Origin of the sequence: Homoserinimonas sp. OAct 916, from assembly GCF_003260275.1 — a bacterium.
In the GTDB taxonomy this organism is placed as follows: domain Bacteria; phylum Actinomycetota; class Actinomycetes; order Actinomycetales; family Microbacteriaceae; genus OACT-916.
The window spans coordinates 128,067-153,387 of the sequence record NZ_QJHB01000001.1; the positions used below are offsets into that span (position 1 = coordinate 128,067).

The window sequence follows — 25,321 nt, forward strand, 5'->3', positions numbered from 1 at the left end:
ATAGACCCTGTGCAGCCTCGTGGGAAATTCCGCCAGAAGTTCTTCGGGTCATCGGCCGAGCCCTGCCGAACGAGCCCAGTCGATCAACTCCTCGCGCGAAGACGCACCGAGTTTTCGCGGGATCGACGCAAGGTAGTTCCGAACCGATTTGACGCTGAGATGCAGGGTGCGGGCGATCTGCTCCGCCGTATGACCCGCAGCGACCAGATCGACCACCTCCCGCTCTCGGTCGCTCAGCAGCGGCAACGGGGGCTGCCACCGGCCGGTCGCCGTGGCCTCCGTCAGCCGGCCGGCCACCGCGGAACTCAACAGAAGATGACCCTTCGCCGCCGCCCGAATCGCGTCGATCAGCTCGGACTGCTCGGCCCCCTTGAGCACATAGCCGAGCGCACCGAGTCGCAACGCCTGGTTCAGTTGCTCTCCCGGCTCCACCATGGTCAGCATGACGATCGCCAGCTCGGGTGCGGATCGGCGAATCGAGCCAATCGCATCGATGCCGCTTGTCCCGGGCAGTTGGATGTCGAGAAGCATCACGTCTGGCCGGGCCTCCACAGCCACCCGAACCGCGGCCTCGGCGTCGGCGGCCTCGCCGACCACCTCCATGCCGGCCACCGAGGAGATCAAAGCTTTGAGCCCGCCTCGAAACAGGGTGTGATCGTCGACGATGACGATCCGGATCGGGGGCGCCTCGGGGGCCGAAACCGCAATCGATTCGTCAGCCACGGTCAACCGCCAGGGCGGCTTCATCGGCGCCACCGGGGGAAATATCAATATCACTGCCGACGGCGAGCGCGCGGCCTGCCGGGCGCAGGGGCCCCTCCACCGGCAGCTGTACCCGGATGATCGCCCCATCCTCGGAACCGGAGACACTGAACGTTCCGCCCAGGGCTTCGGCCCGCTGCCGCATCGAGGACAGCCCCACACCTTCGCACGGCTGCGCGACGCCCGGGCCGAAGCCGCTGCCGTCGTCACGGATGGTGAGTACCACCTCTCGCTGGCCGAGCCCCGCGCCGCCTACCGGCCCCAGCTGCACCACCGCCAACTGCACCACCGCTGTCGACGCCTCCGCGTGCCGGCGAACGTTCTCGAGTGCCTCCGCCACGATGCGGAACACCGCGGTCTCCACTGCGGCCGGCAGCGTTTCGTCCACGCCCTCTGTCTGCAGGTCGACCGTCGGCCCCGAAGACTCCTGCCTCCTCACCAGGTGTTGCAGGGCTCCGCAAATCCCGAGCTCGTCGAGCAGCGGAGGCCGGAGCCCGCGCACGATCGTTCGGATCTGGTCGACCAACCCGCGCAGGTCGGCCTGCGCTTCATCCACCAGGCTGCGCGCCTCGCCCGGTCGCCTCGCCGCCAGGTTCGCGGAAGCCTGCAATTTGAGGATCGCGGCGCCCACGGTCGGGCCCAGACCATCGTGCAATTCATTGCGCAGGCGTACCCGCTCGTCTTCAACCGCCTGGGCCGTGGCCGCGCGCCCGCGCACCTCTCGCTGTTCGGCGAGCCGGAGAGTCTGCAAAACCTGCAGCGCATCGACCACCGGCGCCAGCGGGGAGGTGTCGCGGTCGACGGCCGACGTCACCCACGCCCCGTCATCGGTGACCCCCAACAGATCGGCGCTCAGTGTATCGGCGCTCAATGTATCGGCGCTCAGTGTATCGGTGCCGAGCCCACCTGCGCCCAGCGCATCGACACGGAGCACATCGTTTCCCAGCGCGGAGCGAACCTCGCGCAGGGCGTGTTCGAGCTGGGCGTGCGGCGTACCGCTGGAACGCATCCGTTGCAGCAAACGGGCAACGAACTCGGCCGGCGCCGCGTCTCGGCCATAAACCAGGCGCACGACCGGCGGCCGCAGCACGAGAAAGACGGGATGCACGACGGTGGCGATCACCGCAACGGTGACCACCGGAACCAACACGCCGACCCCCGTGCCGAGCGCGCCGCCGAACCCGTCCGCCAGTTGCGAGACGGCGACGAGAACGGCTACGGCGACCAACGCCAGGTATCCGGATGTGAAGACGGTGCCGAACACGCCGCGGGCGTCCAACCAGGTGGAGCTCACCACGGCCGACGTAATACTGACGGCGAGGAACTGAAACGCCGCGACAACGAGAAACTGTGTGACGAGGTCGGCGGCGGAGCCCGGTCGCCCCCATGCAGCGGCCTGCACCCAGCCAGCCGCAAGCAGCGCGGCGATCGACACCACCACGGCGAGCACCAGCACCAGGCCGAGCCGGCGTGCGCGTGTTCGATCGTCCGCAGAGCGGATGTTGACGAAGACGGCCGCCGGGAGCCCGGCCAGGAGTGAGAGCCAGCTGGCGGCGACCAGCCAACCGGGCACCACCTCGGACTGCCCCAGTTGCTGAATGAAGGGGGAAATCGTGACCACCGCCGCCGGCAAAAGGAGCCCCGGAGTCCACCCCGCGGTGAACCGGCCGCGGGGGAAGACCAAAAGAAAAAGGATGAGGGCGAGAACTCCGGCTGATTCCAGCACGACCGCCGCCGGCGCCGCGGGCGACCAATGCGCAGCCAGGTGCGGTACCGTCTGCGGAAAGCCGACGGCCAGACCGGCGAGCACGAAGGCGGCCGCGCGCCCGAGCCCCGGCAAACGGCACAGCATGGTCGCCGCGACCAGGCAGGTGCCGGCGAAGATCGTGGCGAGCACGAGCCCGACCGCGACATAGAGGTCGCCGGGCATCGACGCGGAAAGCGCCTGGGCCGCCTGCCGGCGCGCATCCCACGCCGCCGGCAACGAGGCCAGGAACGTCACCGCGGCCACGCCGATGAACAGCCAGACGGCGACCGCCCACACGCGCGCCGACGGCGACTCGCTGCGGTCGGCCACCTGCCCCGTCGCAGGTGTGGGGGCGCTCATGGCTGGAGCTTAGCAAAACCTCTGCCGCCGAAATCTCCGGTCGTTGCGGTGATCGCCACCGCCACCCACACCGCCGCCATCCAGAGGGAGTTCAACGGCAACAGAAACATCATCGGCAGCAGCAACGCGACGCCGATCCCGACCCAGAGGGGGAACGCCTGGGCGCGCCAGCCGCTGATGCCGACCGCGATCAGGCTGGCAGCCGCGAGGCCCGCCTCGGCGAGGAACAGCTCAAACGGCGGTTCGGTGGCGCTGACGAAGACGGCGATCATCGTCACCCCGGCCGCGATCATGGCGACGACGGCCAGCCACCACGCGACCCGCCAGAGCCCCAGGGCACTGCCTGCACGGCGGGCGATGAACAGCAGTGCCACGGCTCCGAAGACGAAGGACGCACCGACCAGCGCCTCCGAGGCACGTCCGGCAACTGTCGCATGATCGCCCATGTTTTCCGTGGCGACCATCCACAAGGCTGCATTCCCCAAAAGGAATACAGCCGCCACGACCGCGGCGCTGCGGGGCAGCAACCTGCCGCCGGTCGTCTCCGGAGCGGCTGAAATGTCTGCGCCGCCGCGTGAACGTATGGGTGTGTGGGTGTTCGGCATGATTCTCCCTGGGTTCATCTCGGCAGCTGATCGGCCGGATGCGCCCAGTCTGCGTCGACCGGGTTCCCAAAATTGTGGGATCACGTCCCGAATTCCCGACCGCAGCCCCGCAGACTCAGCGGTCACCCTCGGGGGGTCAGCGCGCCTCGAATCACCTTGTGCGGCGCGGCCTGAGCAACCGGCTTGATCGTGATCAGGTCAAGGTTCACGTGCGCGGGCAACTCAATGGCGTGAACGATGACTTCGGCCACGTCAGCTGCCGACAAAGGCTCGGGCACGTTGTCGTAGACAGATTCCGCTTTCGCCTGGTCACCGCCGAACCGCACCAGCGAGAACTCCTCGGTCTTCACCATTCCCGGCGCCACCTCCAACACCCGGATCGGCTCCCCGGCCAGCTCAAGCCGCAGAACCTGGGTCATCGCGGCGGCCGCGAATTTGGCCGCGTTGTAGCCGGCACCACCCTCATAGACGACATGCCCGGCGATCGAGGTGATGTTGAGTATCGACGCGCTCGCTCCTGGCACGACCCCGCTGCGCAAAAGCGGCAGCAATGCCCGAATCACCTGCTGAACGGCGATGACGTTGATCTCGAACATCCACCGCCAGTCCTCCGGCGTCGAGTTCTCCACCGAGTCAGCGCCCTTCGCCCCGCCGGCATTATTGACCAGCGCGTGGATCGGCCCGTTCGCGGCGAGAAAGTCGCGCAGTGCCGTCACATCGGCTGGCCGGGTCAGGTCGGCGACGAAGGTCTCGGCGCCGGTTTCGGAGGCGAGTTCGGTGAGCCGGCCGGCACGCCGGGCGACCCCGATCACCCGCCAGCCGTGCTCCCGGAACAGTTTCGCCGTCGCGTAGCCGATACCACTGGAGGCACCTGTGACCACCACCGTCTGCTGCACCATGATTGTCTCCGTTCCGGCCGCTGAAAAGCGTGCCTGATCCATCAACGTTACTTGTCCGGCGGAGCATACACTTCCGGCCGACCTGACGCCTGCCCGTTGATCAGGTTCTGGGGGGCCGCGCCACCCGTGCGCCGACGCCGCCGAAGACCACACAGGCCACGAGGATCACTGCCATCGGCAGGGCGGTTGCCTCCCCCCCACAGCCCTACCAATGGCGCGACGGCGGCGCCGACGGCGAACTGCGCCGCACCGATCAGCGCCGCGCCGGTCCCCAGCGCCCGGGGCGCCTGGGCCAACGCCAGGGCGCTGGCGTTCGACATGGTGAAGCCCGTTCCCGCGACGAGCACGAATGACGCGAGAAAGAACAACGCGATGGTGAGAGTGCCCGTGACGGCCATCGTGAGCAGTGCCAGCCCGGCCATCAGGGCGGCAAACTGTCCGACCGCCAGCAGCCGTTCCGGCCCCACCTTCGGCGCGAATCGCGCATTGACAATGTTCGCAAGGATGAGTGCTGCCGCGGCAGACGCGAAGGCGAGAGAGTATCCGACGGTGTCCATTCCCAGCATCGCCTGTGCGACGAACGGCGATGCCGAGATATAGGCCATCACCGCACCGAACGCCAGGGAGAAGGTGACCAGGTAACCCAGGAACCCTCGATCGGTGAGCAGTCCGGTGAAACCTCCCAGGGCAACGCGCACCCCGGCGCCGTGCCGCTGATCAGGTGGCAGAGACTCGGGCACGATCAGGACAGCGAGCACGAACATGACCACAGCCAGTACCGCGGCCACGGCGAGGGCTCCGCGCCAGCCCTAGGTCGCGCTGGCGACGCCGCCGACGATGGGAGCGACGATGGGCCCCAACCCCACGACCATCGCAATGAGGCTCAAAGCGCGCACCGCGGTGCGGCCCTCGCTGAGATCGACGGCGATCGCGCGGGCGAGAACGATCCCGGCAGCGCCGGACAGCCCCTGCACGAACCGCAGCCCGACAAGCAGTTCCACCGTCGGAACAAACACCATCCCGGCGCTACTCAGCGCGAAGACCACCAGGGAGGGCACGAGCACACGCCTGCGCCCGAGACGATCCGAGAGGGGCCCGAGAATGAGCTGCCCCACGGCGATCCCGATCAGGAACGTGGTCAGAGTCAATTGGATGCTCGTCGCCGGGGCATCCAGATCAGCCGCAATATCTGTGAATGCGGGCAGGTACAGGTCAACTGACAGCGGGCCGACCGACGCGATGAAACCGAGAGCTGCCAGTAGGCCCGGCGTCAGCCTGCGTGCACTCACTCGCCTCGAGAGCTTTCGAACATCCGGTAGAGCCGCATGAGGAAGTCGCGGGGGCTGCAACGCGTGGCGCCCCGATCGACCGAATCAGCGTAAACCGTAGGAGCCGCGGCACGAGCATTCTCGAGTTGCATCTGCGGAGTGCCTTTCGTCTTCGGTTGACCCGTGCTCGGGGCACTCGACCAGTATTCCAGACAGAGAGCGGTCTCTCACGCGACTCCCGGGGCCCTGGCTACCGGCCCGATCAGCGAATCAGAGCGAAGTGTTACGCCATGTTTCAGCTGGGTTTGGTCGACGCGGGCAGCGAACCTAGGCTCAGTGTGGCGAGGGAGATTCCCCGCGAGTGCAGAACGAGTCCCACCTCGGGTCTCGGCACACAGCCCGAGGAGAAACACATGAGCGAGAACACGGTCGATTGGAAGTTCGAGACCCAGCAGATCCACGCGGGTGCGGCGCCAGACCCGGTGACCAACGCCCGGATCACTCCGATCTACCAGACCACGGCATACACGTTCAACAACACGGAACATGCCAAGAACCTGTTCGCCCTCGCGGAGTTCGGCAACATCTATACCCGCATCCAGAACCCCACCCAGGATGTCGTCGAGCAGCGCATCGCAGCACTGGAAGGCGGCACCGCCGCGCTCCTGCTGGCCAGCGGCCAGTCGGCGACCACGCTCGCCGTGCTGAACATCGCCGAATCCGGCGACCACGTCGTGGCCTCCTCGTCGTTGTACGGGGGCACCTACAACCTGTTCGAGTACACCCTGCGCAAGCTCGGCATCGAGACCACCTTCGTCGAAGACCAGGATGACGCCGAGGCGTGGGCCGCCGCCATCCGCCCGAACACCAAACTGCTGTTTGCCGAGACGATCGGCAACCCGCGCATCAACATTCTCGATATCGAACTCGTCGCCGGTGTCGCCCACGAGAACGGCATTCCGCTGATCGTCGACAACACCATCGCCACCCCGTACCTGATCCGCCCGTTCGAACACGGCGCCGACATCATCGTGCACTCCGCCACCAAGTTTCTCGGCGGCCACGGTTCGGTCATGGGCGGCGTGATCGTTGACGGCGGAAAGTTCGAGTGGTCGAAGAATGTCGAGAAGTTTCCGGGCCTGACCGAGCCCGACCCCTCCTACCACGGCGCCAGCTACACGACGGTGCTCGGCGACGGCATTGCCTACGTGATCAAGGCGCGCGTGCAACTGCTGCGTGATATCGGCCCCGCGATCGCCCCGGCCAGCGCCTGGCAACTGCTGCAGGGAATCGAGACGCTCAGCCTTCGGGTGGAGCGCCACACCGAGAACGCGTTGAAGGTGGCGAAGTGGCTGGAGACCCAGTCCGGAGTCGCGAGTGTCGCGTATGCGGGCTTGGAATCCAGCCCGTGGCACGAGACGGGCAAGAAGTACGCCCCGAAGGGAACCAGCGCCGTCCTCACCTTCGAACTCGACGGTGGCGTCGAAGCCGGCGTCGCCTTTGTCGAAGCCCTCGAGCTGTTCAGCCACGTGGCCAACATCGGCGACGTGCGCAGTCTGGTCATCCACCCGGCATCGACGACGCACTCGCAGCTGACCGCCGAGCAGCAGTTGAGCTCCGGCGTCACCCCGGGACTCGTGCGCCTCAGCATCGGGCTGGAGAACATCGACGACATCCTCGCCGACATCACCACCGGCCTGGAGGCGGCCCGCGCCATCGCCTGAGCGGTCCACGCCAAACGCCCGGTCGGTCAGCCCCTCGGGGCCGGCCGGCCGGGCGTCCGCGTCGCTGGATGGCCGAGGTACAGGCCACCCGACGCACAGTGTCCCAGAACGGCAGTGCGGCAGACGTGCCGGGTATCTGAAGTACAGGGCAGCGGAAGTACAGGGCAGAATAGGCAGACATGGACTGGCAGACTTCGGCGGACACGGTTCCGTCAAACTTCATCACCGATGCCCAGATCCGGTCTGTCGTGGGCAAACCTCCGGCCACCGGCGCCTGGCGCGACGGTGATGAACTCGGCGAGCGTACGATCGTGCCTGTCGGCACGCTGGAATTCGAAAACGGCACCCAACTGGCCGGGGTACGTATCGCCTACGAGAGCTGGGGGCGACTCAACGACGCCGGAGACAACGCCATCCTCATTCTGCACGCGCTCACCGGCGACGCCCACGTGCAGGGTGAGTCAGGGCCCGGACAACCAACCCCCGGCTGGTGGAACGGCGTGGTCGGGCCAGGCCTCGCCATCGACACCGACCTCTGGTATGTGGTTGCGCCGAACATCCTGGGCGGCTGTCAGGGCAGCACCGGCCCGTCATCGTTGGCACCGGACGGAGTCGAGTGGGCGACACGGTTTCCCTTCCTCACCATCCGCGACCAGGTCACTGCGCAGGCGGCTTTCTCCGACACGATCGGAATTCGACGCTGGGCAGCGGTGATCGGCGGCTCAATGGGCGGTATGCACGCCCTGGAGTGGGGAGCAGGGCACCCCGACCGGGTCGAGCGTCTGGCCGTGATCGCAGCACCGCCCGTCTCGACCGCAGACCAGATCGCCGGCAATTCGGTGCAGATCGAGGCCATCCGCACCGACCCACTGTTCCGGTCGGGTGAATACTACGATGCCCGTCCCGGTGACGGCCCGCACCGCGGGCTCGCCCTCGCCCGGCGGATGGCGCTGCTGAACTACCGCTCGGCCGCGGAGTTGAACGACCGGTTCAGCACCAGTTGGCAGAGCCCGATCAGCCCGCTCGGAGCCGGCGGCCGATTTGCGGTGGAGAGCTACCTGGATTTTCACGGCAACAAGTTCACGAGGCGCTTCGATGCCAACAGCTATATCACCCTGGTCGAGGCCATGAATACGCACGACATCGGGCGAGATCGCGGCGGCGTCGAGGCCGGGCTCTCCCTGGTGACCAGCCCGACCCTGGTGGTCGGAATCCGCAGTGACCGACTCTTCCCCATAGACGGCCAGCACCGGATCGCCGCCGGTGTGCCCGGTAATATCGACGGTGACGACCTTGTGGAACTCGATTCGGTCTACGGCCATGACGGATTCCTGATCGAGATTGAGGCAGTGAGTGAGCAGATCCGGCGATTACTGACCGCCTGATCGCCAGAATTGTCGCATGATGGAAATATGCTTGGCCTTGCGTCTGCGCGTTGAGACGTGTGTCAGCGATTTTGTGTGTGGGCGTTCGGGTCCACCGCGCAGTTCATGGAGCAATGGAGCAGGATGAAGCGAATTCGCAAAGAACGGGACCGGCTGCTGCGGCGTAGCGCGCGCAGTTTCGGTCTCGCTGCGACAATCGTCGCCTCCGGCTGCCTTCTGGTTCCCGGTGTGCTCGAGGCGCAGCTCTACGTGGTTGTCTTCGCCCTCATCATTGCCCTCGCCTTCAGCCAGTACCGGATGGGTGAGACCGGCCAACCGATCTGGGGGGTGGCGATCTCGCTCACCGGGCTCGCCGTGATCCTCGTCCTGAACGTTTCGGCAGGGCCGCAGATGAATACTTCCGTCGCCGCCGCCGTCTCGGCGCTTGCCGGTGGCTCACTGGGCAGCCTGGGGATTGTGCTCGTCATCGACGGGCGCAGGTTTCTCCTCAACGTGCTTCTGCTGGCGGCTACCCTCGCAGTCCTGATCGCATCGATGCCGCCGCAATATCTCGTCGGCACGGTTCTGTTTGCCGCGGTCGGGTGGCTGACGGCCGGGGTCATCGGCTGGTGGTTGGGTGCCAGCGTTCCGCGGGTGATGCGGCGCATCTCAAGCATCGGCCGGGCACACCGGGCGGAGCGTCAGGCCAGCGAGACCGAGGCGCAGCGACGCCAGGGCGCCCGACTGCTGCACGACACCGTGCTCGGCACCTTGACGCTGCTCGCGCACGCGGGTGTGGGCGTCGCGCCGGAGGCACTGCGCCTGCAGGCCGCCGACGATGCCCGCCTGCTGCGTCAGTTGCGCACCGGTGAGAGTTCGCCGACACCGCAGATGCTCGGAGCAACCGTGGCAACGCTCGATGAAGACGTTCTCGGCACCACCCTCGAATCGGTGAAGCAACGTTTTCACCGAATGGGGCTCGAAGTGAGTTGGCACGGTACCGGCCAGATGCTGCTGCGCAGTGACATCCTCGATTCATTCCTGCTGGCCCTTGCCGAATGTTTGGAGAATGTGCGCAGGCATTCCGGGGTGACCGACGCGCATGTGACCATCATCGACGACGAGACCACCGTGAGGGCGATGGTCACCGACGCCGGTGTCGGCTTCGACCTCGACGACATCGGTGAGGCGAAACTCGGCTTCAAGGAGTCGGTGGTGGCCCGATTGAAGGACGTCGGGGGCAACGCCCGGCTGTTCTCCACTCCGGGTTCTGGCACCACCGTTGTGTTGGAAGTGCCGAAGTGAGCGCACCGAAGAGTTTCGAGGAGAACACCCTCGGTGTCGTACTCGGGGCCAACAAGAAGGGTCGACGCTCACGCACGTTCGGCCGCGAGCGCACCTCTCGTGTGCTGCGATCCACGAATGTCGACACCGAGAGCCTGGGCACCGGCCATCTCGGCACCGGCCTGATGGCCGCCTCGATGATTCTCGTCACGTACGGATTGCTGCAGAGCCTGCTCGACTGGAGTGCGCAAGGGCAACAGAATCGCGAGCTGTACCTCTGGGGTATCGCCGCCTGGAGCGTGGTCACGTTCCTGATGGTTGTGATCTACCTGACCCATCGCCGGTACGGACGCGGCCTGCCGAACAGCATGTTCGCATTCATCCTCTGCCTGATCGGCGTCGCCGCCGCAATCGACATCGTCGGAGTGCTCACTCGGGCGGATCGCGGCATCGTGCCGTCTGCGGCGATCGCCTGCGGCGCCGTACTGGTCGCGATTGTCACCCTGCGTCCCAGCATCGACATTTTGATCTCCACGGGGGTGCTCGGCGCGGCAGTACTGACCACACTGATCCTGTCTCGCGATGACGACCCCTTCATGATCGGCTTCCACATTGCGATCCTCAGCCTGACGATCCTGCCACCATTACTCGGTGTGCTCCTGGTGAGCGCCTACCGGCGCATGGTGCAGATGGAGCTCGACCGTGCCCTGGTGCAGAGTTCGGTGTCGGCGCCGAAGTTTGCGATCGGGATGCTCGCCTCCCATGAGCTCGCCCGACTGGACCTGAACGCAGAACGTCTTCTCGACGAGATCGCCTCCGGGGAGATCGACCTTCCACTGACCCCCAACTTCGCGTCGACCGCAGCCTCGTTGGCGACTGAACTTCGACTTCACCTGATCGAGGGGCGACGCGAGACCTGGCTCTACCACGTGATCACCGAGAGTGAGTACCTGGGGCCGCTGGTCACGTTGTCTGACCCGCACTATCTCTCCGCACAGTTGAACCCCGACCAACGTGACGGCCTGCTCTCAGCCATCTGGTTGCTGATGAGCGACACCAAGCGATCGGGGGAAAGCCTGAAACTGGCGCTCACACCGCTTAAACGGGACACCGTTGATCTGCCACGGAACCAGTCGAAGATTTTGATCGAGATTCTCGTAATGGGTGTGCCCCGGCGGCGGATTGACCCCGCAACGTGGGAAGGTATCCGTAGGGTTGGCGGGTACCGGGAGACCACGACCAGTGAGAGTATTCGAATTGAGATCGAATGCGTGATCGACAGACCCAACGACTGACCCAGTCGTCCCAGATCAACGAAGAGAAAGGCGCGACCCGTGCCCACCGCACAAAAGAAGATCCGTTTGGCCCTTGTCGACGATCACAAGATGATCCTCGGCGCCCTCACCGAATGGATCCGCAACGTCGCGGATGACATTCAGGTGGTCGCCGCCGTGTCCACCTGGCCCGCTCTCCTGATCCACCCCGAGTTCCCGGTCGATGTGGTGCTTCTCGACCTCGACCTCAAGGACGGGATCCCCGTATCCCTCAAGCTGTCCGCGTTGAAGGCCACGGGAGTGCGAACCGTGCTGATGAGCACGTACTCGGATCCCGGGGTGGTGCGCGAGGCCCTCGCCGCCGGAGCCCTCGGCTATCTGGTGAAGAGCGAGGAGGCCGGGATGATCGCCGAGGCGATCCGGGCAGCCAGCAAGGGTGAATCCTTCATCTCCAGCGAGCTCGACCTGGCCCTCAGCGAGGGCGACGTGGGAGGTGCACCGCGCCTGAGCGCACAGGAACGCCGCGTGATGGCGCTCTACGGCGGCGGCGAGCCGGTCAAATCGGTGGCGTACCAGCTGTCGATCTCGGAAGAAACGGCCAAGAGTTACCTGAAGCGGATCCGGGAGAAGTACCGCATCGCCGGCATCGACGTGGGAACCAAGGTTGCGCTGCGCAAGCGGGCGTTGCAAGACGGCATCCTGCACCACGGCGAATAGACGCAGCGCGTCACACGAGCACGAAGGCGTGCCAACCGAGAGAGACGGCATCCCGCGAACCGTGGGCCACTGGCGGAGGGCCCTCGCACTATCGCGTCGGCACCGCCTGAAGCGGTTGTGGCGCCGCACGGATGAGCGCGATGATCTGGGCCACAGCCCAGCCTGCGACGACGAAGTAGAGCAGGTTGCGCACCGAAAGAGCAGCCACCATCGGAGGGAACAGAGACAAAAGGTACCCGTAAAGATACGGGTAGACCAGTTGGGTCAGGGCTGCGATCACGGCGACCAGAATTGCTGGGGTTCGAAAACGCCGGCCGGAGGTGACCAGGCCGAAGATCACCGGGGCCGCCAACCAGGCGACGAACTGGGGGGAGCCCACCTTGTTGAAGGCAATGAGGCAGGCCACCAATGCCAGCACCAGAGGCGGCAGAAGCGCGACGGATCCCACACCCCGCCGCATCGCGAAAGCCCCGGCCCAGAGCACGGCGACGACCGCGACCGCCATCGACCAGGTCATGATCATTTCCGCGACCACCGCGCCCCGGCCCACGACCTGCCAGGTGAGCAGCACCTCGTCGTAGTAGACCCGGCTGCCGGGCTGCCCGAACACGGCACTCCACAACCACCAGGCGCTGATCGGGGCCTCGACCTGTAACCCCCTGGCCCCCTGTTTGCCCACAAAGCTGAACAGGTTCCAGCCGGCACCGAGGATGAGCGGCACGGTGACGATCACCGCGCTGGTCACCAGTGCGGTGAGCAGCACCTGCCAGCGCTTGGTCAGCGCCACCATCAACGCCGCGATCACCGCGGCCGGCCACACCTTCACCCAGGTGGCGCATGTGAGCAGCACCCAGGCCACGCGCGGCCGGGTGCCCAGCCAGAGCAGTGCAACGATGACGACGGGTACGGTGACCGAGTCGATGCGCGACACCGCGATCGGCCCGAGAAGGGCGAGGAACAGAAGCCACCACCACGCGGCCCGTCGGCCGTGTCGTTCCGGGTCGTGGCCGACCAGGGTGGCGAAGGCACACGCGTTCAGAAGCACGATCATGCCGAGCCAGCTCGGGTCGTAGAACACGAAGCCGAAGAAGGCGGGTATGAGGATCGGTACGAGCGCGAGAATCGGGTACACCCACGGTTCGTCGATTCCGATGATCGGGCCACCGCCCAGGGCCTGCTCGGCCCACGGCGAATAGACCAGGGTCACATCCCCCATCGGAAGCCCATATCCGAACAGCGCGAAGCCGAGCAGAAACAGATGAACGGCAGCGAAGGCGAGCCAGAGCAGGAGCGTCGGTGAATGCGAATCAATGCCGCTTCGGCGCGCGGCGTCCGACGCTGAAGGGGGCCGCCGATCCGCGCGGGCCGAATCTGGGGCCATGCCTCAATGATACGGATGCCCGGTCCGGGGACACCCGCCGCCACTCAAACGGCCCTGACGACTCAAACGACTCAGGTGGTTCAGGCCAGCAGCGCTGCAATCCGCCCTGGAACCGCCTCAGCGATATCCAGGGCCGCAATCGGGCCGCCGCCGGAGGCAAACGCTGCTGCAAGGCCGTGGATCAATGCTCCCGTCGCCGCGATCTCGGCCAGTGCAGCCGGTTCTGACCCGATGATGTCGGAGTGCGTGGCAACCAGCGCCCCGATGATCCCACCGAGAACGTCGCCGGTGCCCGCTGTTGCCAGCCAGGAGGTTCCTGGCGGCAGGATGATCGTGCGGGCCACACCATCGGCCATCGACGCCACCACGGTGCGGCTGCCCTTCAACAGCACGACGGCCCCGGTCGCCCGCACAGCACGGTGCGCCCAGCCCACGGGATCGGCGCTGACCTGCGCGGCGCTGACGACTTCCCCGTCACCCGCTGCGCCCGGCGCGGCGGAGCCCAGCCGATTCAGCAGGCGGGCGAGTTCCCGAGCGTGCGGGAGGATGAGCGTCGGACCGGTCGCCTGCCGCACCATATCCAGCGCACCGGCGTCGAGCACGACCGGTGCCCCGGTGGCAAGGGCCCGGCGCACTCGATCCGTCGCCTCGGCACCACGGGTGTCGGCGTCCATACCGGAACCCACGAGCCACGCCTCCACCCGGCCGTCACCCGGCACCGCCTCGGGGCGCCTGGCCAACACCTGGCGGGTGGCCGGGGGGTCGCCGAGGTAGCGAACCATGCCCACACCGGTTCGTATCGCCGCCTCCACGCCCAACACCGCGGCCCCCGGATACTCGGCAGAGCCGGTGACCACCCCGAGAACACCACGAGAGTACTTGTCGTCGTCGGCGTCAGGCACAGCGATCCACGCACGCGCCCGCTCACTGTTCCACGCCACCGGCGGTGTGGCGATTGAGGCGCCCGCGCTCGTGTCATGCATACGTCTCACGATAGGCGCTCAAGAGGCGAATGCGGCTACTTTCGCCGGGTGGCGTCCTGCACCTCGCCGACGAGTTCTTCAATGATGTCCTCAAGAAACACGATGCCGCTGATCCGGCCGGTGTCATCGGCGACCGTCGCCAGGTGGGAGCCCATCCGCCTCATGGTGGCCAGCACATCTTCCAGATCCAGGTCTGCGGTCAGGGTGAAAACTGGCCGCCGCCTGGCTTCCGGCACAGGTTCGTCCACCTCGTCGAGGTCGATGATGTCTTTCACGTGCAGGTAGCCGACCGGCCGGCCCTCGTCGTCGACCAGGATGTACCGGGAGAAGCCATGCCTGGCCACGGCGCGTTCAACATCGGAGGGGCTCGCCTGAAGCGGAAGCGTGATCAGTTCGTCGAATCCGATGGCGATGTCGCGCACTGTCTTCCCGGTGAACTCGAACGCGGCAGTCAACGCACCGAAGTTGTCGGTGAGCAGTCCGGAGCGGGTGGACTGGTCGACGATGGTGGCCACTTCCTCAAGCGTGAACGCACTGTTCGCCTCGCTGCGGGGCTCCACCCCGAACAACCGCAGGACGCCGTTCGCAATCCCGTTCAGGGCGACGATGATCGGTTTGAAGATCTTCGCGATGAACACCAGCGGCGGTGCGAGCACCAGGGCAGCGCGATCCGGTATCGAGAATGAGATGTTCTTCGGCACCATCTCCCCGAAGACCACGTGCAGGAACGACACGATGACCAGCGTCAGGATGAATGCCGCCGTGCCGATCACGTCAGGGCTCCACCCCGTCAGTGCAAGTGGTGCCTCCAGCAGATGATGAATCGCGGGCTCCGACACGTTGAGGATGATCAGCGAACACACGGTGATCCCCAGTTGCGTGGTCGCCAACATCAGGGTGGCATGCTCCATCGCGTAGATGGCGGTCTTCGCGCTGCGCTTGCCCGCGGCAGCGGCCGGTTCGATCTGGGAACGACGCGCCGAGATGACGGCGAACTCGGCAGCCACAAAGAACGCGTTCACGACCAGCAGGATGCCGAGCCAGAACAACCCCCACCAATCGCTCACCTCGCCTCACCGCCATCCGGCTCGGTCGACGTGCCCGGGCGGTCCCCGGCGATGAACTCGATCCGGTCGATCCGCCGGCCGTCGAGCCGGTCGACCCGGAGGCATCCGGCGTTTATCCAGACCTCATCGCCGGGAACAGGCAACCTGCCCAATTCCTGCATCACGAATCCGGCCACCGTCTCATAGTCCTCGCCGGCGGGAACCCCGATCCCGGTTCGTTCCACCAGCTCATCCGGACGCAGCATCCCCGAGAAGAAGAGTGTGTCGTCACCGCGTTCGACATCCGAACGGATCACGTCGTGCTCGTCGGCCACCTCGCCGATCAGCTCTTCGACCAGATCCTCCAGCGTCGCAATGCCGGCGGTGCCGCCGTACTCGTCGACCACGATCGCCATCTGAAAACCGCGGCCTCGCAATTCCGCCAGCAGCACGTCGAGCCTCATGGTCTCGGGCACGCGCAAAGGGTCGGACTGCAGGGCGGAAACCGGCACATGGGCCCGTTTCTCACGCGGGACGGCGATCGCCTTCTTCACGTGCACGATTCCCATCACGTCATCGAGGCCGTCGTCGATCACCGGGAAGCGGGAGAAGCCGGTGGAGCGCGTCAGCTCGATCACGTCTTGCGCGGTGTCGGTGCGTGAGACGCTCGCGATGCCGGTGCGCGGAGACATGACGTCGGCAGCGGTGTGCTCGCTGAAGACGAGGGTGCGGTACAACAGTGTGGCCGTGTCGGCCTCCAGCGCACCCTGGCTCGCGGAGCGACGCACAAGCGACGAGAGCTCTTCAGCCGACCGGGCACCGGAGAGCTCTTCCTTCGGCTCGATCCCGACCATCCGGAGCACGCCGTTCGCGCTTTCGTTCAACACGAACACGGTCGGGCGGAACACCGCGGTGAAGGCGACCTGGAATGGCAGCACCAGTTTCGCCGTCTGCCGGGGCAGGGCGAGGGCGAAGTTCTTCGGAACCAGTTCGCCGATGATCATCGATAACAGCGTGGCGGTCCCGATTCCGACCGTGGTGCCGACCGCAACCACAAGGGCCTCAGGCAGCCCGAGAGCCGTCAGCGGACCGCGCAGCAGACTGCTGATCGCCGGCTCCATCGTGAACCCCGTCAACAGCGTGGTCAGGGTGATTCCCAATTGTGCGCTGGAGAGGTGCAGCGAGGTCGTCTTCAGCGCGGCGATCGTGATCCTGAGGCGGGTCTCACCCCGGTCTCGACGCGCCTCCAGGTCGGCACGGTCAAGGTTGACGAGTGCGAACTCGGATGCGACGAACAGACCGGTTCCGACGGTCAGCAACAGGCCAACCGCCAGCATGAGCCACTCAGCGCCCACGATCACCGCCGATGGCGAGCGCGCAAGCCGCCGAGGTGCACAGTCCGGGCATTCCCCAGCGTGATCGTGATGGGCAGACCGCCACGAGGCGGGGCCTTGCGGAGCGGAGCGCTGACGGGCAGGGCGAAGAAGGGGGGTCGTCCATTACGTCGCCAGTATATCCTGCAGCCGAACCTGGGACGGTCAGGTCACCAGCTGACCGGCAGCGCCTTGCCCTCCTCGTACCCGGCGGCGGATTGAATACCGACGAGAGCGCGTTCCTGGAATTCGGCAAGGTCGGCCGCGCCGGCGTACGTGAACGAGCTCCGAACGCCGGAGGTGATCATGTCCAGCAGGTCCTCCACCGACGGACGTTGGGGGTCCAGGTAGATCCGGCTGCTGGAGATTCCCTCTGCAAACAGCGTCTTACGGGCCAGCTCATAGGCGTCTACTCGGTCGAACCGTTCACGGACCGCCTTGGTCGACGCCATCCCCCAGCTCTCTTTGTAGAGTTTCCCGTCTTCGTCGGCGTTCAGGTCGCCCGGGGCTTCGATGGTGCCGGCGAACCACGAGCCGACCATCACAGAAGCGGCCCCGGCGGCAAGGGCAAGCGCCACGTCACGCGGATAACGCACTCCACCGTCTGCCCAGACGTGGGCGCCGAGTTCCCTGGCCACCTCGGCGGTCTCCAGAACGGCTGAGAACTGCGGCCGGCCAACAGCGGTCATCATCCGAGTTGTACACATCGCCCCCGGGCCGACACCGACCTTGATGATGGTTGCGCCGGCGTCGACGAGATCGCGGACGGCGGCCGCGGTGACAACATTGCCGGCGGCGATCGGCAAACCCAGCCCCAGCTGGGTAACCGTCCGAATCGCGCGCAGCATCGTCTCCTGGTGGCCGTGCGCGGTGTCGATCACGAGAACATCGACGCCGGCCGCAGCCAACGCCTTCGCCTTCCCGGCAACGTCTCCGTTGATCCCCAGAGCCGAGGCCACGATCAAGCGCCCCTGCTTGTCGAGCGCGGGGTCATAGATGGTCGACCGCAATGCGCTCTTCTGCGACAGCGTTCCGATCACCCGGCCGTGTTTCATCACCGGCGCGAAGGCCAGATCGGCGGCCACCATGGCGTCGAAGGCCTCGCGGGGCCCGGAGATCTCGTCTGCGGTGATCGAGGCCAGGGCCGTTTGCACGAGGTCGCCGAGCTTCGCTTCTGCGGGTGCGGCCGCCAGCCGTCGGGCCTCGATCCCGCCCACATACTCTCCCGCGCTGTCCCTGACGATGATTCCGTGGCCCGCCAGCAGCGGCAGCTTGCCGCGCACATCGGCCACGGTGTCCTGCGGAGCGAAGAAGTACGGCGTGTCATAGAGCGCTGACTGGCTCTTCACCCACTCGATCGCCGCCGCCAACTTCTGCAACGGCATGTCCTGCGGCAACACTGCCATGCCACCCCGTCTCGCCAGCGTCGCCGCCAGACGGGGTCCGGTCACCGAGTTCATGTTGGCGGCGATGATCGGAATCGTGGCGCCCGTCCCGTCACCCGGAGCGAGTGAGACCTGGAGTCGGCTCGGCACTGCCGAGTGGCTGGGAACCAGGAAGACGTCGGAGTAGGTCAGGTCGTGCCGCGGCACCGTCTCATAGAAGCGCATGTCCCAACGGTACCGCGGTGGGCCGCCGGGCGCAGTAAGACCGAAATAGGCGTTAAGCTTGGAGGCGCACGAAAGCGGGCGTGCCGTTTCTTCGGGTGCCCGCACCAACAACGACTTTTTGACGTGAAAGTGGGCGATCGGCTGTGTCGAACCAGAGCACCGGATTGGGGACCGAGGGGGCCTCGAGCGAGTTCGGGGCCAATGAATGGCTCGTAGACGAGATGTACGAGCAATACCTCGTCGATAAGAACTCGGTCGACAGTTCCTGGTGGCCGATTCTCGAGAAGTACCAACCCTCCGTCGAGACACCTCACGTAGACACATCCCCCACCGAGACCGGGTCCGCAGAGACTGGCGGTGCGCAGACCGCCGTTCACGAGCCCGCCGTTCCGCAATCCTCCGCGCAGCAAGCGGTGGCTGCAGTCCAGCCGACATCGACGTCGACAGAGACCGTCGAAACACCGGCGCCCCCGGCTCCAGCGGCCGAGGCCCCCGCGGTCGAGGCTCCGGCGGCTGAGGCCCCGACTGCTGAGGCCCCCCTTGCTGAGGCCCCGGCGGCCGCACCCCAGGGCTCCCCCGTGACAGCGCCGATCCCGGTGATCGGTTCCAAGCCGCAGGCCCGTACGACGTCAATCGAGGCCAAGTCACAGCCGATCCCGGCCGAGGCGCCCAAGCTCGCACAGGCGGCGACTCAGGCATCCCCCGAGGGCCCGGTCGACGTCACCACCCCATTGCGAGGAATGGCCAAGACCCTCGCCACGAACATGTCCGCGAGCCTGACGGTGCCGACCGCCACCAGCGTGCGAACCATCCCTGCCAAGTTGATGATCGACAACCGGATCGTGATCAACAATCACCTGAAGCGAACCCGCGGCGGCAAGGTGTCGTTCACCCACTTGATCGGCTGGGCACTGGTGAAGGCGCTGAAGGACTTCCCCAGCCAGAACGTTTATTTCGCCGAGATCGACGGCCGTGCATCCGTCGTCTCCCCGGCCCATGTGACGCTGGGTCTCGCCATCGACATTCCTAAACCTGACGGCACCCGCGCACTCCTCGTGCCCGGCATCAAACGCGCCGACACCATGGGCTTCGGCGAGTTCTTGGCCGCCTATGAAGAGATCGTCGTCAAAGCGCGCACCAACAAGCTGACCGCCGACGACTTCACCGGCACCACCGTTTCCCTCACCAACCCCGGCGGCATCGGTACCGAGCATTCGGTTCCCCGCCTGATGAAGGGTCAGGGCTGCATCATCGGGGCCGGTGCCCTCGACTACCCGGCCGAGTTCCAGGGCATGAGCGAGCACATGCTGCACGAGATGGCCATCGGCAAGACGGTGACCCTCACCAGCACCTACGACCATCGCGTCATCCAAGGGGCAGGCAGCGGTGAGTTCCTCAAGATCGTGCACGAGCTGCTGATCGGCAAACGCGGCTTCTACGAAGAGATCTTCGCCGCCCTGCGCATTCCGTACGAGCCCATCCGCTGGGCGCCCGACATCAGCGTCGACCTGTCCGACGCGGTCAACAAGACCGCTCGGGTACAGGAATTGATCAACTCGTTCCGAGTACGCGGTCACCTGATGGCAGACATCGACCCACTGGAATACCGTCAGCGCGGCCACGCCGACCTCGATATCGCAAGTCACGGCCTCACGTTCTGGGACCTCGACCGCGAGTTCGTCACGGGAGGACTGGCCGGCAAGCGGCAGGCGCTGCTGCGCGACATCCTCGGCGTGCTGCGCGACTCGTACTGCCGCACGACCGGCATCGAATACATGCACATCCAGGACCCGGCGCAACGCCTGTGGATCCAGCAGAAAGTCGAACGCCCCTACGCCAAACCTGACCGCCACGAACAGATGCGCATCCTGTCAAAGCTCAACGAGGCCGAGGCATTCGAGACCTTCCTGCAGACGAAGTATGTCGGCCAGAAAAGGTTCAGCCTCGAGGGTGGCGAGTCGACTATCGCGTTGCTGGACGAGATCCTGCAGGGCGCGGTCGAACACAAGTTGGAAGGCGCGGCAATCGGCATGGCCCACCGCGGGCGGCTGAACGTGCTCACCAACATCGCCGGCAAGACCTACGGCCAGATCTTCCGTGAATTCGAGGGCACCCAGGATCCGCGCACCGTTCAGGGCTCGGGCGATGTGAAATACCACCTCGGCACCCAGGGAACCTTCAAGGGCACCGGCGGCGAGCAACTACCGGTGTACCTGGCCGCGAACCCGTCACATCTGGAAGCCGTGGACGGGGTGCTGCACGGCATCGTGCGTGCCCGGCAGGACCGCCAGCCGATCGGCAGTTTCTCCACCCTGCCCATCCTCATCCACGGCGACGCCGCGATGGCCGGCCAGGGCGTTGTCGTCGAGGTGCTGCAGATGTCGCAATTGCGCGGATTCCGTGTGGGCGGCACCATCCACGTCGTGGTCAACAACCAGGTCGGTTTCACCACTCCACCACAGGAGGGCCGCTCATCGGTGTACTCCACCGACGTGGCCAAGGTCATCCAGGCACCAATCTTCCACGTCAACGGAGACGACCCCGAAGCGGTCGTGCGCGTCGGCCGACTGGCTTTGGAATTCCGCCAGGAGTTCAAGAAGGATGTCGTCATCGACGTCATCTCCTACCGCCGCCGCGGCCACAACGAGGGCGACGATCCGTCGATGACCCAACCGCTCATGTACAACCTGATCGAGGCCAAGCGCAGCGTACGAACGCTGTACTCCGAAGCGCTGGTCGGCCGCGGTGACATCACGCAAGAAGAGTTCGAAGAGGCCCAGCGCGACTTCAAGGACCGCCTGGAGCGTGCCTTCGCCGAGACGCACGAAGCGCAGTCGCAGTCGATTCCGATCGTCACCGGCCACGGCACGGGGCACCACTCCGACCTGGACAATCAGGGCGGTTACCTCGAAGACCCGGTCGAGGGCGAGCCCGCCACCACCGGGGTCTCGGAATCCGTGGTACAGCTGATCGGCGAGGCATTCAACAACCCGCCAGACGGTTTCACCGTGCATCCGAAGGTGCAACAACTGCTCACCAAACGCCTGGAGATGAGCCGCTCGGGCAACATCGACTGGGCGTTCGGCGAACTGCTCGCGCTTGGCTCCCTGCTGGTGGAGGGAACGCCCGTGCGCATGTCGGGCCAGGACTCCCGACGGGGCACCTTCGTTCAACGCCACGCGGTACTGCACGACCGGCAGAACGGGCAGGAGTGGCTGCCGCTGGGCAACCTCTCTGACAGCCAGGCGCGATTCTGGATCTACGACGCACTGCTCAGCGAATACGCGACGATGGCCTTCGAATACGGCTATTCGGTCGAGCGTGCAGATGCGCTGGTGCTGTGGGAGGCCCAGTTCGGTGACTTCGCCAACGGCGCACAGACCATCATCGACGAGTTCGTGGCCTCTGCTGAGCAGAAGTGGGGCCAACGGTCTTCGTTGGTGCTGTTGCTGCCGCACGGCTACGAGGGACAGGGACCGGACCACTCCTCGGGGCGGATCGAACGCTTCTTGCAGATCTGTGCCGAGAACAACATGACGGTGGCCCGGCCGTCCACCCCGGCATCCTATTTCCACCTGCTGCGTCGCCAGGCCTACTCGCGTCCACGCAAACCGCTGGTCGTGTTCACCCCTAAGGCGATGCTTCGCCTCCGCGGGGCGACCAGCTCGGTCGAGGCATTCACCACAGGCAAATTCGAACCGGTGATCGATGATCCGCGCCGGATAGACCGTGCCGGCGTCGAACGAGTCCTGCTGGTGGCGGGCAAGGTCTATTACGACCTGGCAAACGAATTGGCAAAGAACGAGAACGAGAAGATCGCCGTGGTGCGACTGGAGCAGTTCTACCCAACACCGGAAGAGGCGATCCGACGGGTGACCGCCAGCTATCCGAACGCGCAGATCGTCTGGTTGCAGGAGGAGCCCGAGAACCAGGGTGCGTGGCCGTTCCTCAGCCTCGAGCTGCCCCAGCACCTCGGTGGGCGTCCTCTCAGCGTGATCAGCAGGGCTGCGGCGGCCTCCCCGGCTGCCGGTTCGGCGAAGCGTCACGCGAAGGAACAGGCCGTCCTCCTGGAGCAGGCCCTGACCCTCTAGCGACAGACGACCGCCGCCGGCGGTCCTGAACCCCAGTGGTGCGCACACACGAGTGCCCGTTCCCTGCCGGTCAGCCCCTCAGAGAGGCTGCACAGGACGAAACGGGCACTCGTTCGCGCGTCGATGCAGGTCAGTTGGCCGGAGGCATCAACACACTGTCGATCAGGTAGACGGTCGCGTTCGCCGTGTGCACGCCACCACAGATGACATTGGCGCCGTCGACCTTCATGTCGTTGCCACTGCCGGTGACGGTTACTTTCGCACCCTCCACGGTCGCATGGGTTCCGTCGATGGCATCAGGAGCGAGCTGGCCGGGCACCACGTGATAGGTCAGGATCTTCGTCAACGTGGCCGCCCCTTCCTTGGTCTTCAGGCTGTCGAGGGTCGCCGCGTCGAGCTTGCCGAACGCTTCGTCGACTGGCGCGAACACAGTGAACTCACTGCCGTTCAGCGTGTCGACCAGGTTGACGTCGGGGTTCAGCTTGCCGGAGACCGCGGCGGTCAGGGTGGTGAGCAAGGGGTTGTTCGATGCCGCGACGGCGACCGGATCGGTCGACATTCCAACGACGGATCCCGGGCCGTTCGGGACCTGGGCCGCGTACGCGGCGCAACCGGGGCCAACCAGGTCGGCCGCGGGGTCTGACATGCCCATGCCCGCAGAAGGGGCCGGGGCGGGTGCCGAGGTCTCGGGGGCTGCGGGGGCGGGGGCGGGGGTGGCTGCCTGGGCACAGCCGGACAGGCCGAATGCCGCCGCGGCGGCGATGCTGAGGACGACGAACGGTGTGCGCTTCAGAACTCGCATGAATCTACTCCTTCGATTGTCTGGCCCGAAGACCAGCCGGCCCACCGATGTGCGGCCGTCACAAGGGCATTCGTAAGTCGTCGCCCCGACGGATTGGAATTTTCCCCAAATACTTTGTTGTGCTCGCAAACCGGATTAGGAGACGCCGCGACCAATCCGGAACGGCTGATGTTCCGAATGCCTCAGTACACCCACGATCTGCACGTTCATTCCCCGCACGTTCACGCGCTGCCCGTTCATGCCCTGCACATTCGTGCCCTGCACACCCACGCCCAGGAGGCCCCCGTGTACCTGACCCTCGCCCTGATCGGATTCCTCGGTGGACTGATCACCGGAATCTCTCCCTGCATCCTGCCCGTGCTCCCCGTCATCTTCTTCTCCGGTGGGGTGCAGGGAGCGAACGGTTCTGACGCCCCGACTTCACGGTGGCGACCGTACCTGGTCATCGGAGGCCTGGTCGCCAGCTTCAGCGTCTTCACCCTGGCGGGCTCCTTCCTCCTGACTCTGTTGAATCTCCCGCAGGATGTACTCCGGTACGCCGGAATAGCGGTGCTGCTGCTGATCGGTGTCGGTCTGATCGTGCCGAAGTTCGAGGAGATCCTGGCGAAGCCGTTCTCCTGGATCCCGCAGAAGAGCGTCGGCACCGACCGCGGCGGGTTCGTGCTCGGCCTCGCGCTCGGGCTTGTCTACGTGCCCTGCGCCGGGCCCGTCCTCGCCGCCATCACCGTTGCCGGCTCGACCGGGCGGATCGGCGTCGGAACCATTGTTCTGACGGCCACGTTCGCCATCGGCGCCGCGATCCCGCTGCTGATCTTCGCCCTCGCCGGTCGCGGCGTGGCGGGCCGGGTGAAGGCCTTTCGAAAGCATCAGGTGGGCATCCGCACGACCGGCGGCATCCTGATGATCGCCCTCGCCCTCGGGCTGGTCTTCAACCTGCCCCAGCTGCTGCAACGCCTGGTGCCCGACTACACCAGCAATCTGCAGAACCAGTTCACGACGTCGGAAGCCGCATCCCAGGCGCTCGATCTGGGCGGCCTCGTGAACGACCAGAACAAAGACCTGTCGAAGTGCTCGAACGACGCGACCGCCCTCGCCGAATGCGGCACCGCCCCTGCCCTCACGGGCATCCAGTCGTGGTTCAACACACCCAAAGACGCAGCACTCAGCCTCGAAAAGTTGAAGGGCAAGGTCGTTCTGGTCGACTTCTGGGCATACAGTTGCATCAACTGCCAGCGTTCGGTACCCCACATCGTCGCGTGGGACACGGCATACAAAGCCGCGGGGCTCGAGGTCATCGGCGTGCACTCCCCCGAGTACTCCTTCGAAAAAGTAGTTCCGAACGTCGTCTCTGGCGCCCAGGCACTTGGGATCACCTACCCGGTCGCCATCGACAACAATCTCTCGACCTGGACCAATTACCGCAACCGGTATTGGCCGGCGCACTACCTGATCGATGCCAGCGGCACGGTGCGCAACATCCAGTTCGGCGAAGGCAACTACGCCGCGACCGAGTCGATGATCCGCGAGTTGCTGCTGGATGCGAATCCGAATGTCTCCCTGCCAGCCGCCACCGAGGTGGCCGACACGACGCCCACCGCCGGCACCACCACACCGGAGACCTACCTCGGCACCACCAAGTCCGTCAACTTCGGCGGCACCGAAAAGTATTCGACGAAGACGACCGAGTTCGCCTATCCGGCTACGCTTGCCGCGAATTCCTACGCCCTCTCCGGCCGATACGCGCTGCAGTCCCAGTACATCGAACCGGAGGGCAAATCGGCCGGGATCAGGCTGAACTACACCGGGAATGAGGTGCGGGTGGTTCTCGGCGGCACCGGCACTCTGCACTACACGGTCAACGGGGGCACGCGAATGACGGTAAATGTCGAGGGCACCCCGCGCTCCTACCGCCTGCTGCAGACGGACGACGCACAGTCGGGAACCGTCGAGCTGGCTGTCGGCCCCGGCATCCAGGCCTATTCATTCACCTTCGGATGAATGGGGGAAAGCACGTCTGGTATCTGTCATGCT

General features: G+C 65.8%; 17 protein-coding genes and 1 pseudogene. 7 read left to right on the top strand and 11 right to left on the bottom strand.

What is annotated here, in order from left to right; genetic code table 11:
- Positions 1-48 precede the first annotated feature (48 nt).
- From DL891_RS00575 to DL891_RS00595, 5 genes and pseudogenes are all read right to left on the bottom strand, one after another.
- A complete protein-coding gene (locus DL891_RS00575) occupies positions 49-723 on the bottom strand; it encodes a response regulator transcription factor (RefSeq protein ID WP_198668712.1) in 675 nt (224 codons plus the stop codon).
- A complete protein-coding gene (locus tag DL891_RS00580; protein WP_157962337.1) occupies positions 716-2,869 on the bottom strand; it encodes a sensor histidine kinase in 2,154 nt (717 codons plus the stop codon). Before DL891_RS00580 ends, DL891_RS00575 begins: the two co-directional genes overlap by 8 nt.
- Positions 2,866-3,474, bottom strand: coding sequence for a hypothetical protein (locus DL891_RS00585; RefSeq protein WP_111718448.1), 609 nt, complete (start codon positions 3,472-3,474; stop codon positions 2,866-2,868). The genes DL891_RS00580 and DL891_RS00585 overlap by 4 nt, the downstream gene beginning before the upstream one ends.
- 122 nt (positions 3,475-3,596) lie before the next feature.
- A complete protein-coding gene (locus DL891_RS00590; protein WP_232818930.1) occupies positions 3,597-4,373 on the bottom strand; it encodes an SDR family NAD(P)-dependent oxidoreductase in 777 nt (258 codons plus the stop codon).
- A gap of 47 nt (positions 4,374-4,420) precedes the next feature.
- Positions 4,421-5,662, bottom strand: a pseudogene (locus DL891_RS00595) (multidrug effflux MFS transporter).
- A gap of 392 nt (positions 5,663-6,054) precedes the next feature.
- On the opposite strand from DL891_RS00595, the gene DL891_RS00600 reads away from it, so the two are divergent.
- The 5 genes from DL891_RS00600 to DL891_RS00620 all read left to right on the top strand — a co-directional run bounded on the left by DL891_RS00600 (position 6,055) and on the right by DL891_RS00620 (position 12,004).
- Complete coding sequence (locus DL891_RS00600) at positions 6,055-7,365, top strand: bifunctional o-acetylhomoserine/o-acetylserine sulfhydrylase (protein ID WP_111718450.1); 1,311 nt, start codon at positions 6,055-6,057, stop codon at positions 7,363-7,365.
- Positions 7,366-7,544: 179 nt separating this feature from the next.
- Entirely contained in the window at positions 7,545-8,750 is a 1,206-nt protein-coding gene (locus tag DL891_RS00605) for a homoserine O-acetyltransferase (RefSeq protein ID WP_111718452.1), read from the top strand.
- 123 nt (positions 8,751-8,873) lie between these two features.
- Entirely contained in the window at positions 8,874-10,034 is a 1,161-nt protein-coding gene (locus DL891_RS00610) for a sensor histidine kinase (RefSeq protein WP_111718454.1), read from the top strand.
- Complete coding sequence (locus tag DL891_RS00615; protein ID WP_111718456.1) at positions 10,031-11,308, top strand: hypothetical protein; 1,278 nt, start codon at positions 10,031-10,033, stop codon at positions 11,306-11,308. Before DL891_RS00610 ends, DL891_RS00615 begins: the two co-directional genes overlap by 4 nt.
- Before the next feature lie 39 nt (positions 11,309-11,347).
- The gene (locus tag DL891_RS00620; protein ID WP_111718457.1) at positions 11,348-12,004 is read left to right on the top strand and encodes a response regulator transcription factor; all 657 of its coding nucleotides are present in this window, start codon (positions 11,348-11,350) and stop codon (positions 12,002-12,004) included.
- A gap of 88 nt (positions 12,005-12,092) precedes the next feature.
- Here the strand turns inward: DL891_RS00620 and DL891_RS00625 are convergent, their stop codons facing one another.
- From DL891_RS00625 to DL891_RS00645, 5 genes are all read right to left on the bottom strand, one after another.
- On the bottom strand, positions 12,093-13,385 hold the full coding sequence (locus tag DL891_RS00625) for a glycosyltransferase 87 family protein (RefSeq protein WP_111718459.1): 1,293 nt from the start codon (positions 13,383-13,385) through the stop codon (positions 12,093-12,095).
- A gap of 80 nt (positions 13,386-13,465) precedes the next feature.
- Positions 13,466-14,368: an ADP/ATP-dependent (S)-NAD(P)H-hydrate dehydratase gene (locus DL891_RS00630; RefSeq protein ID WP_111718461.1), complete on the bottom strand. Its 903-nt coding sequence runs from the start codon at positions 14,366-14,368 to the stop codon at positions 13,466-13,468.
- A gap of 35 nt (positions 14,369-14,403) precedes the next feature.
- The gene (locus DL891_RS00635; protein ID WP_111718463.1) at positions 14,404-15,435 is read right to left on the bottom strand and encodes a hemolysin family protein; all 1,032 of its coding nucleotides are present in this window, start codon (positions 15,433-15,435) and stop codon (positions 14,404-14,406) included.
- Entirely contained in the window at positions 15,432-16,751 is a 1,320-nt protein-coding gene (locus DL891_RS00640; RefSeq protein ID WP_111718465.1) for a hemolysin family protein, read from the bottom strand. The genes DL891_RS00635 and DL891_RS00640 overlap by 4 nt, the downstream gene beginning before the upstream one ends.
- 206 nt (positions 16,752-16,957) lie before the next feature.
- Entirely contained in the window at positions 16,958-18,397 is a 1,440-nt protein-coding gene (locus DL891_RS00645) for a GuaB1 family IMP dehydrogenase-related protein (protein WP_111718467.1), read from the bottom strand.
- 143 nt (positions 18,398-18,540) lie between these two features.
- Here DL891_RS00645 and DL891_RS00650 point away from each other — a divergent pair, with 143 nt between their 5' ends.
- The gene (locus tag DL891_RS00650; RefSeq protein WP_111718469.1) at positions 18,541-22,488 is read left to right on the top strand and encodes a multifunctional oxoglutarate decarboxylase/oxoglutarate dehydrogenase thiamine pyrophosphate-binding subunit/dihydrolipoyllysine-residue succinyltransferase subunit; all 3,948 of its coding nucleotides are present in this window, start codon (positions 18,541-18,543) and stop codon (positions 22,486-22,488) included.
- Between the two features lie 130 nt (positions 22,489-22,618).
- On the opposite strand, the gene DL891_RS00655 is transcribed toward DL891_RS00650, so the two are convergent.
- On the bottom strand, positions 22,619-23,290 hold the full coding sequence (locus DL891_RS00655) for a fasciclin domain-containing protein (protein WP_111718471.1): 672 nt from the start codon (positions 23,288-23,290) through the stop codon (positions 22,619-22,621).
- A 168-nt stretch (positions 23,291-23,458) separates the two neighbouring features.
- Here DL891_RS00655 and DL891_RS00660 point away from each other — a divergent pair, with 168 nt between their 5' ends.
- A complete protein-coding gene (locus tag DL891_RS00660; RefSeq protein ID WP_232818931.1) occupies positions 23,459-25,288 on the top strand; it encodes a cytochrome c biogenesis protein CcdA in 1,830 nt (609 codons plus the stop codon).
- Positions 25,289-25,321 lie beyond the last annotated feature (33 nt).

Coding starts and splice junctions, on each gene's coding strand:
- DL891_RS00585 (WP_111718448.1), bottom strand. CDS start 3,474: ATGCCGAACACCCACACACCCATACGTTCACGCGGCGGCGCAGACATT.
- DL891_RS00610 (WP_111718454.1), top strand. CDS start 8,874: ATGAAGCGAATTCGCAAAGAACGGGACCGGCTGCTGCGGCGTAGCGCG.
- DL891_RS00630 (WP_111718461.1), bottom strand. CDS start 14,368: ATGCATGACACGAGCGCGGGCGCCTCAATCGCCACACCGCCGGTGGCG.
- DL891_RS00645 (WP_111718467.1), bottom strand. CDS start 18,397: ATGCGCTTCTATGAGACGGTGCCGCGGCACGACCTGACCTACTCCGAC.
- DL891_RS00590 (WP_232818930.1), bottom strand. CDS start 4,373: ATGGTGCAGCAGACGGTGGTGGTCACAGGTGCCTCCAGTGGTATCGGC.
- DL891_RS00655 (WP_111718471.1), bottom strand. CDS start 23,290: ATGCGAGTTCTGAAGCGCACACCGTTCGTCGTCCTCAGCATCGCCGCC.
- DL891_RS00640 (WP_111718465.1), bottom strand. CDS start 16,751: ATGCTGGCGGTTGGCCTGTTGCTGACCGTCGGAACCGGTCTGTTCGTC.
- DL891_RS00580 (WP_157962337.1), bottom strand. CDS start 2,869: ATGAGCGCCCCCACACCTGCGACGGGGCAGGTGGCCGACCGCAGCGAG.
- DL891_RS00605 (WP_111718452.1), top strand. CDS start 7,545: ATGGACTGGCAGACTTCGGCGGACACGGTTCCGTCAAACTTCATCACC.
- DL891_RS00625 (WP_111718459.1), bottom strand. CDS start 13,385: ATGGCCCCAGATTCGGCCCGCGCGGATCGGCGGCCCCCTTCAGCGTCG.
- DL891_RS00660 (WP_232818931.1), top strand. CDS start 23,459: ATGTTCCGAATGCCTCAGTACACCCACGATCTGCACGTTCATTCCCCG.
- DL891_RS00600 (WP_111718450.1), top strand. CDS start 6,055: ATGAGCGAGAACACGGTCGATTGGAAGTTCGAGACCCAGCAGATCCAC.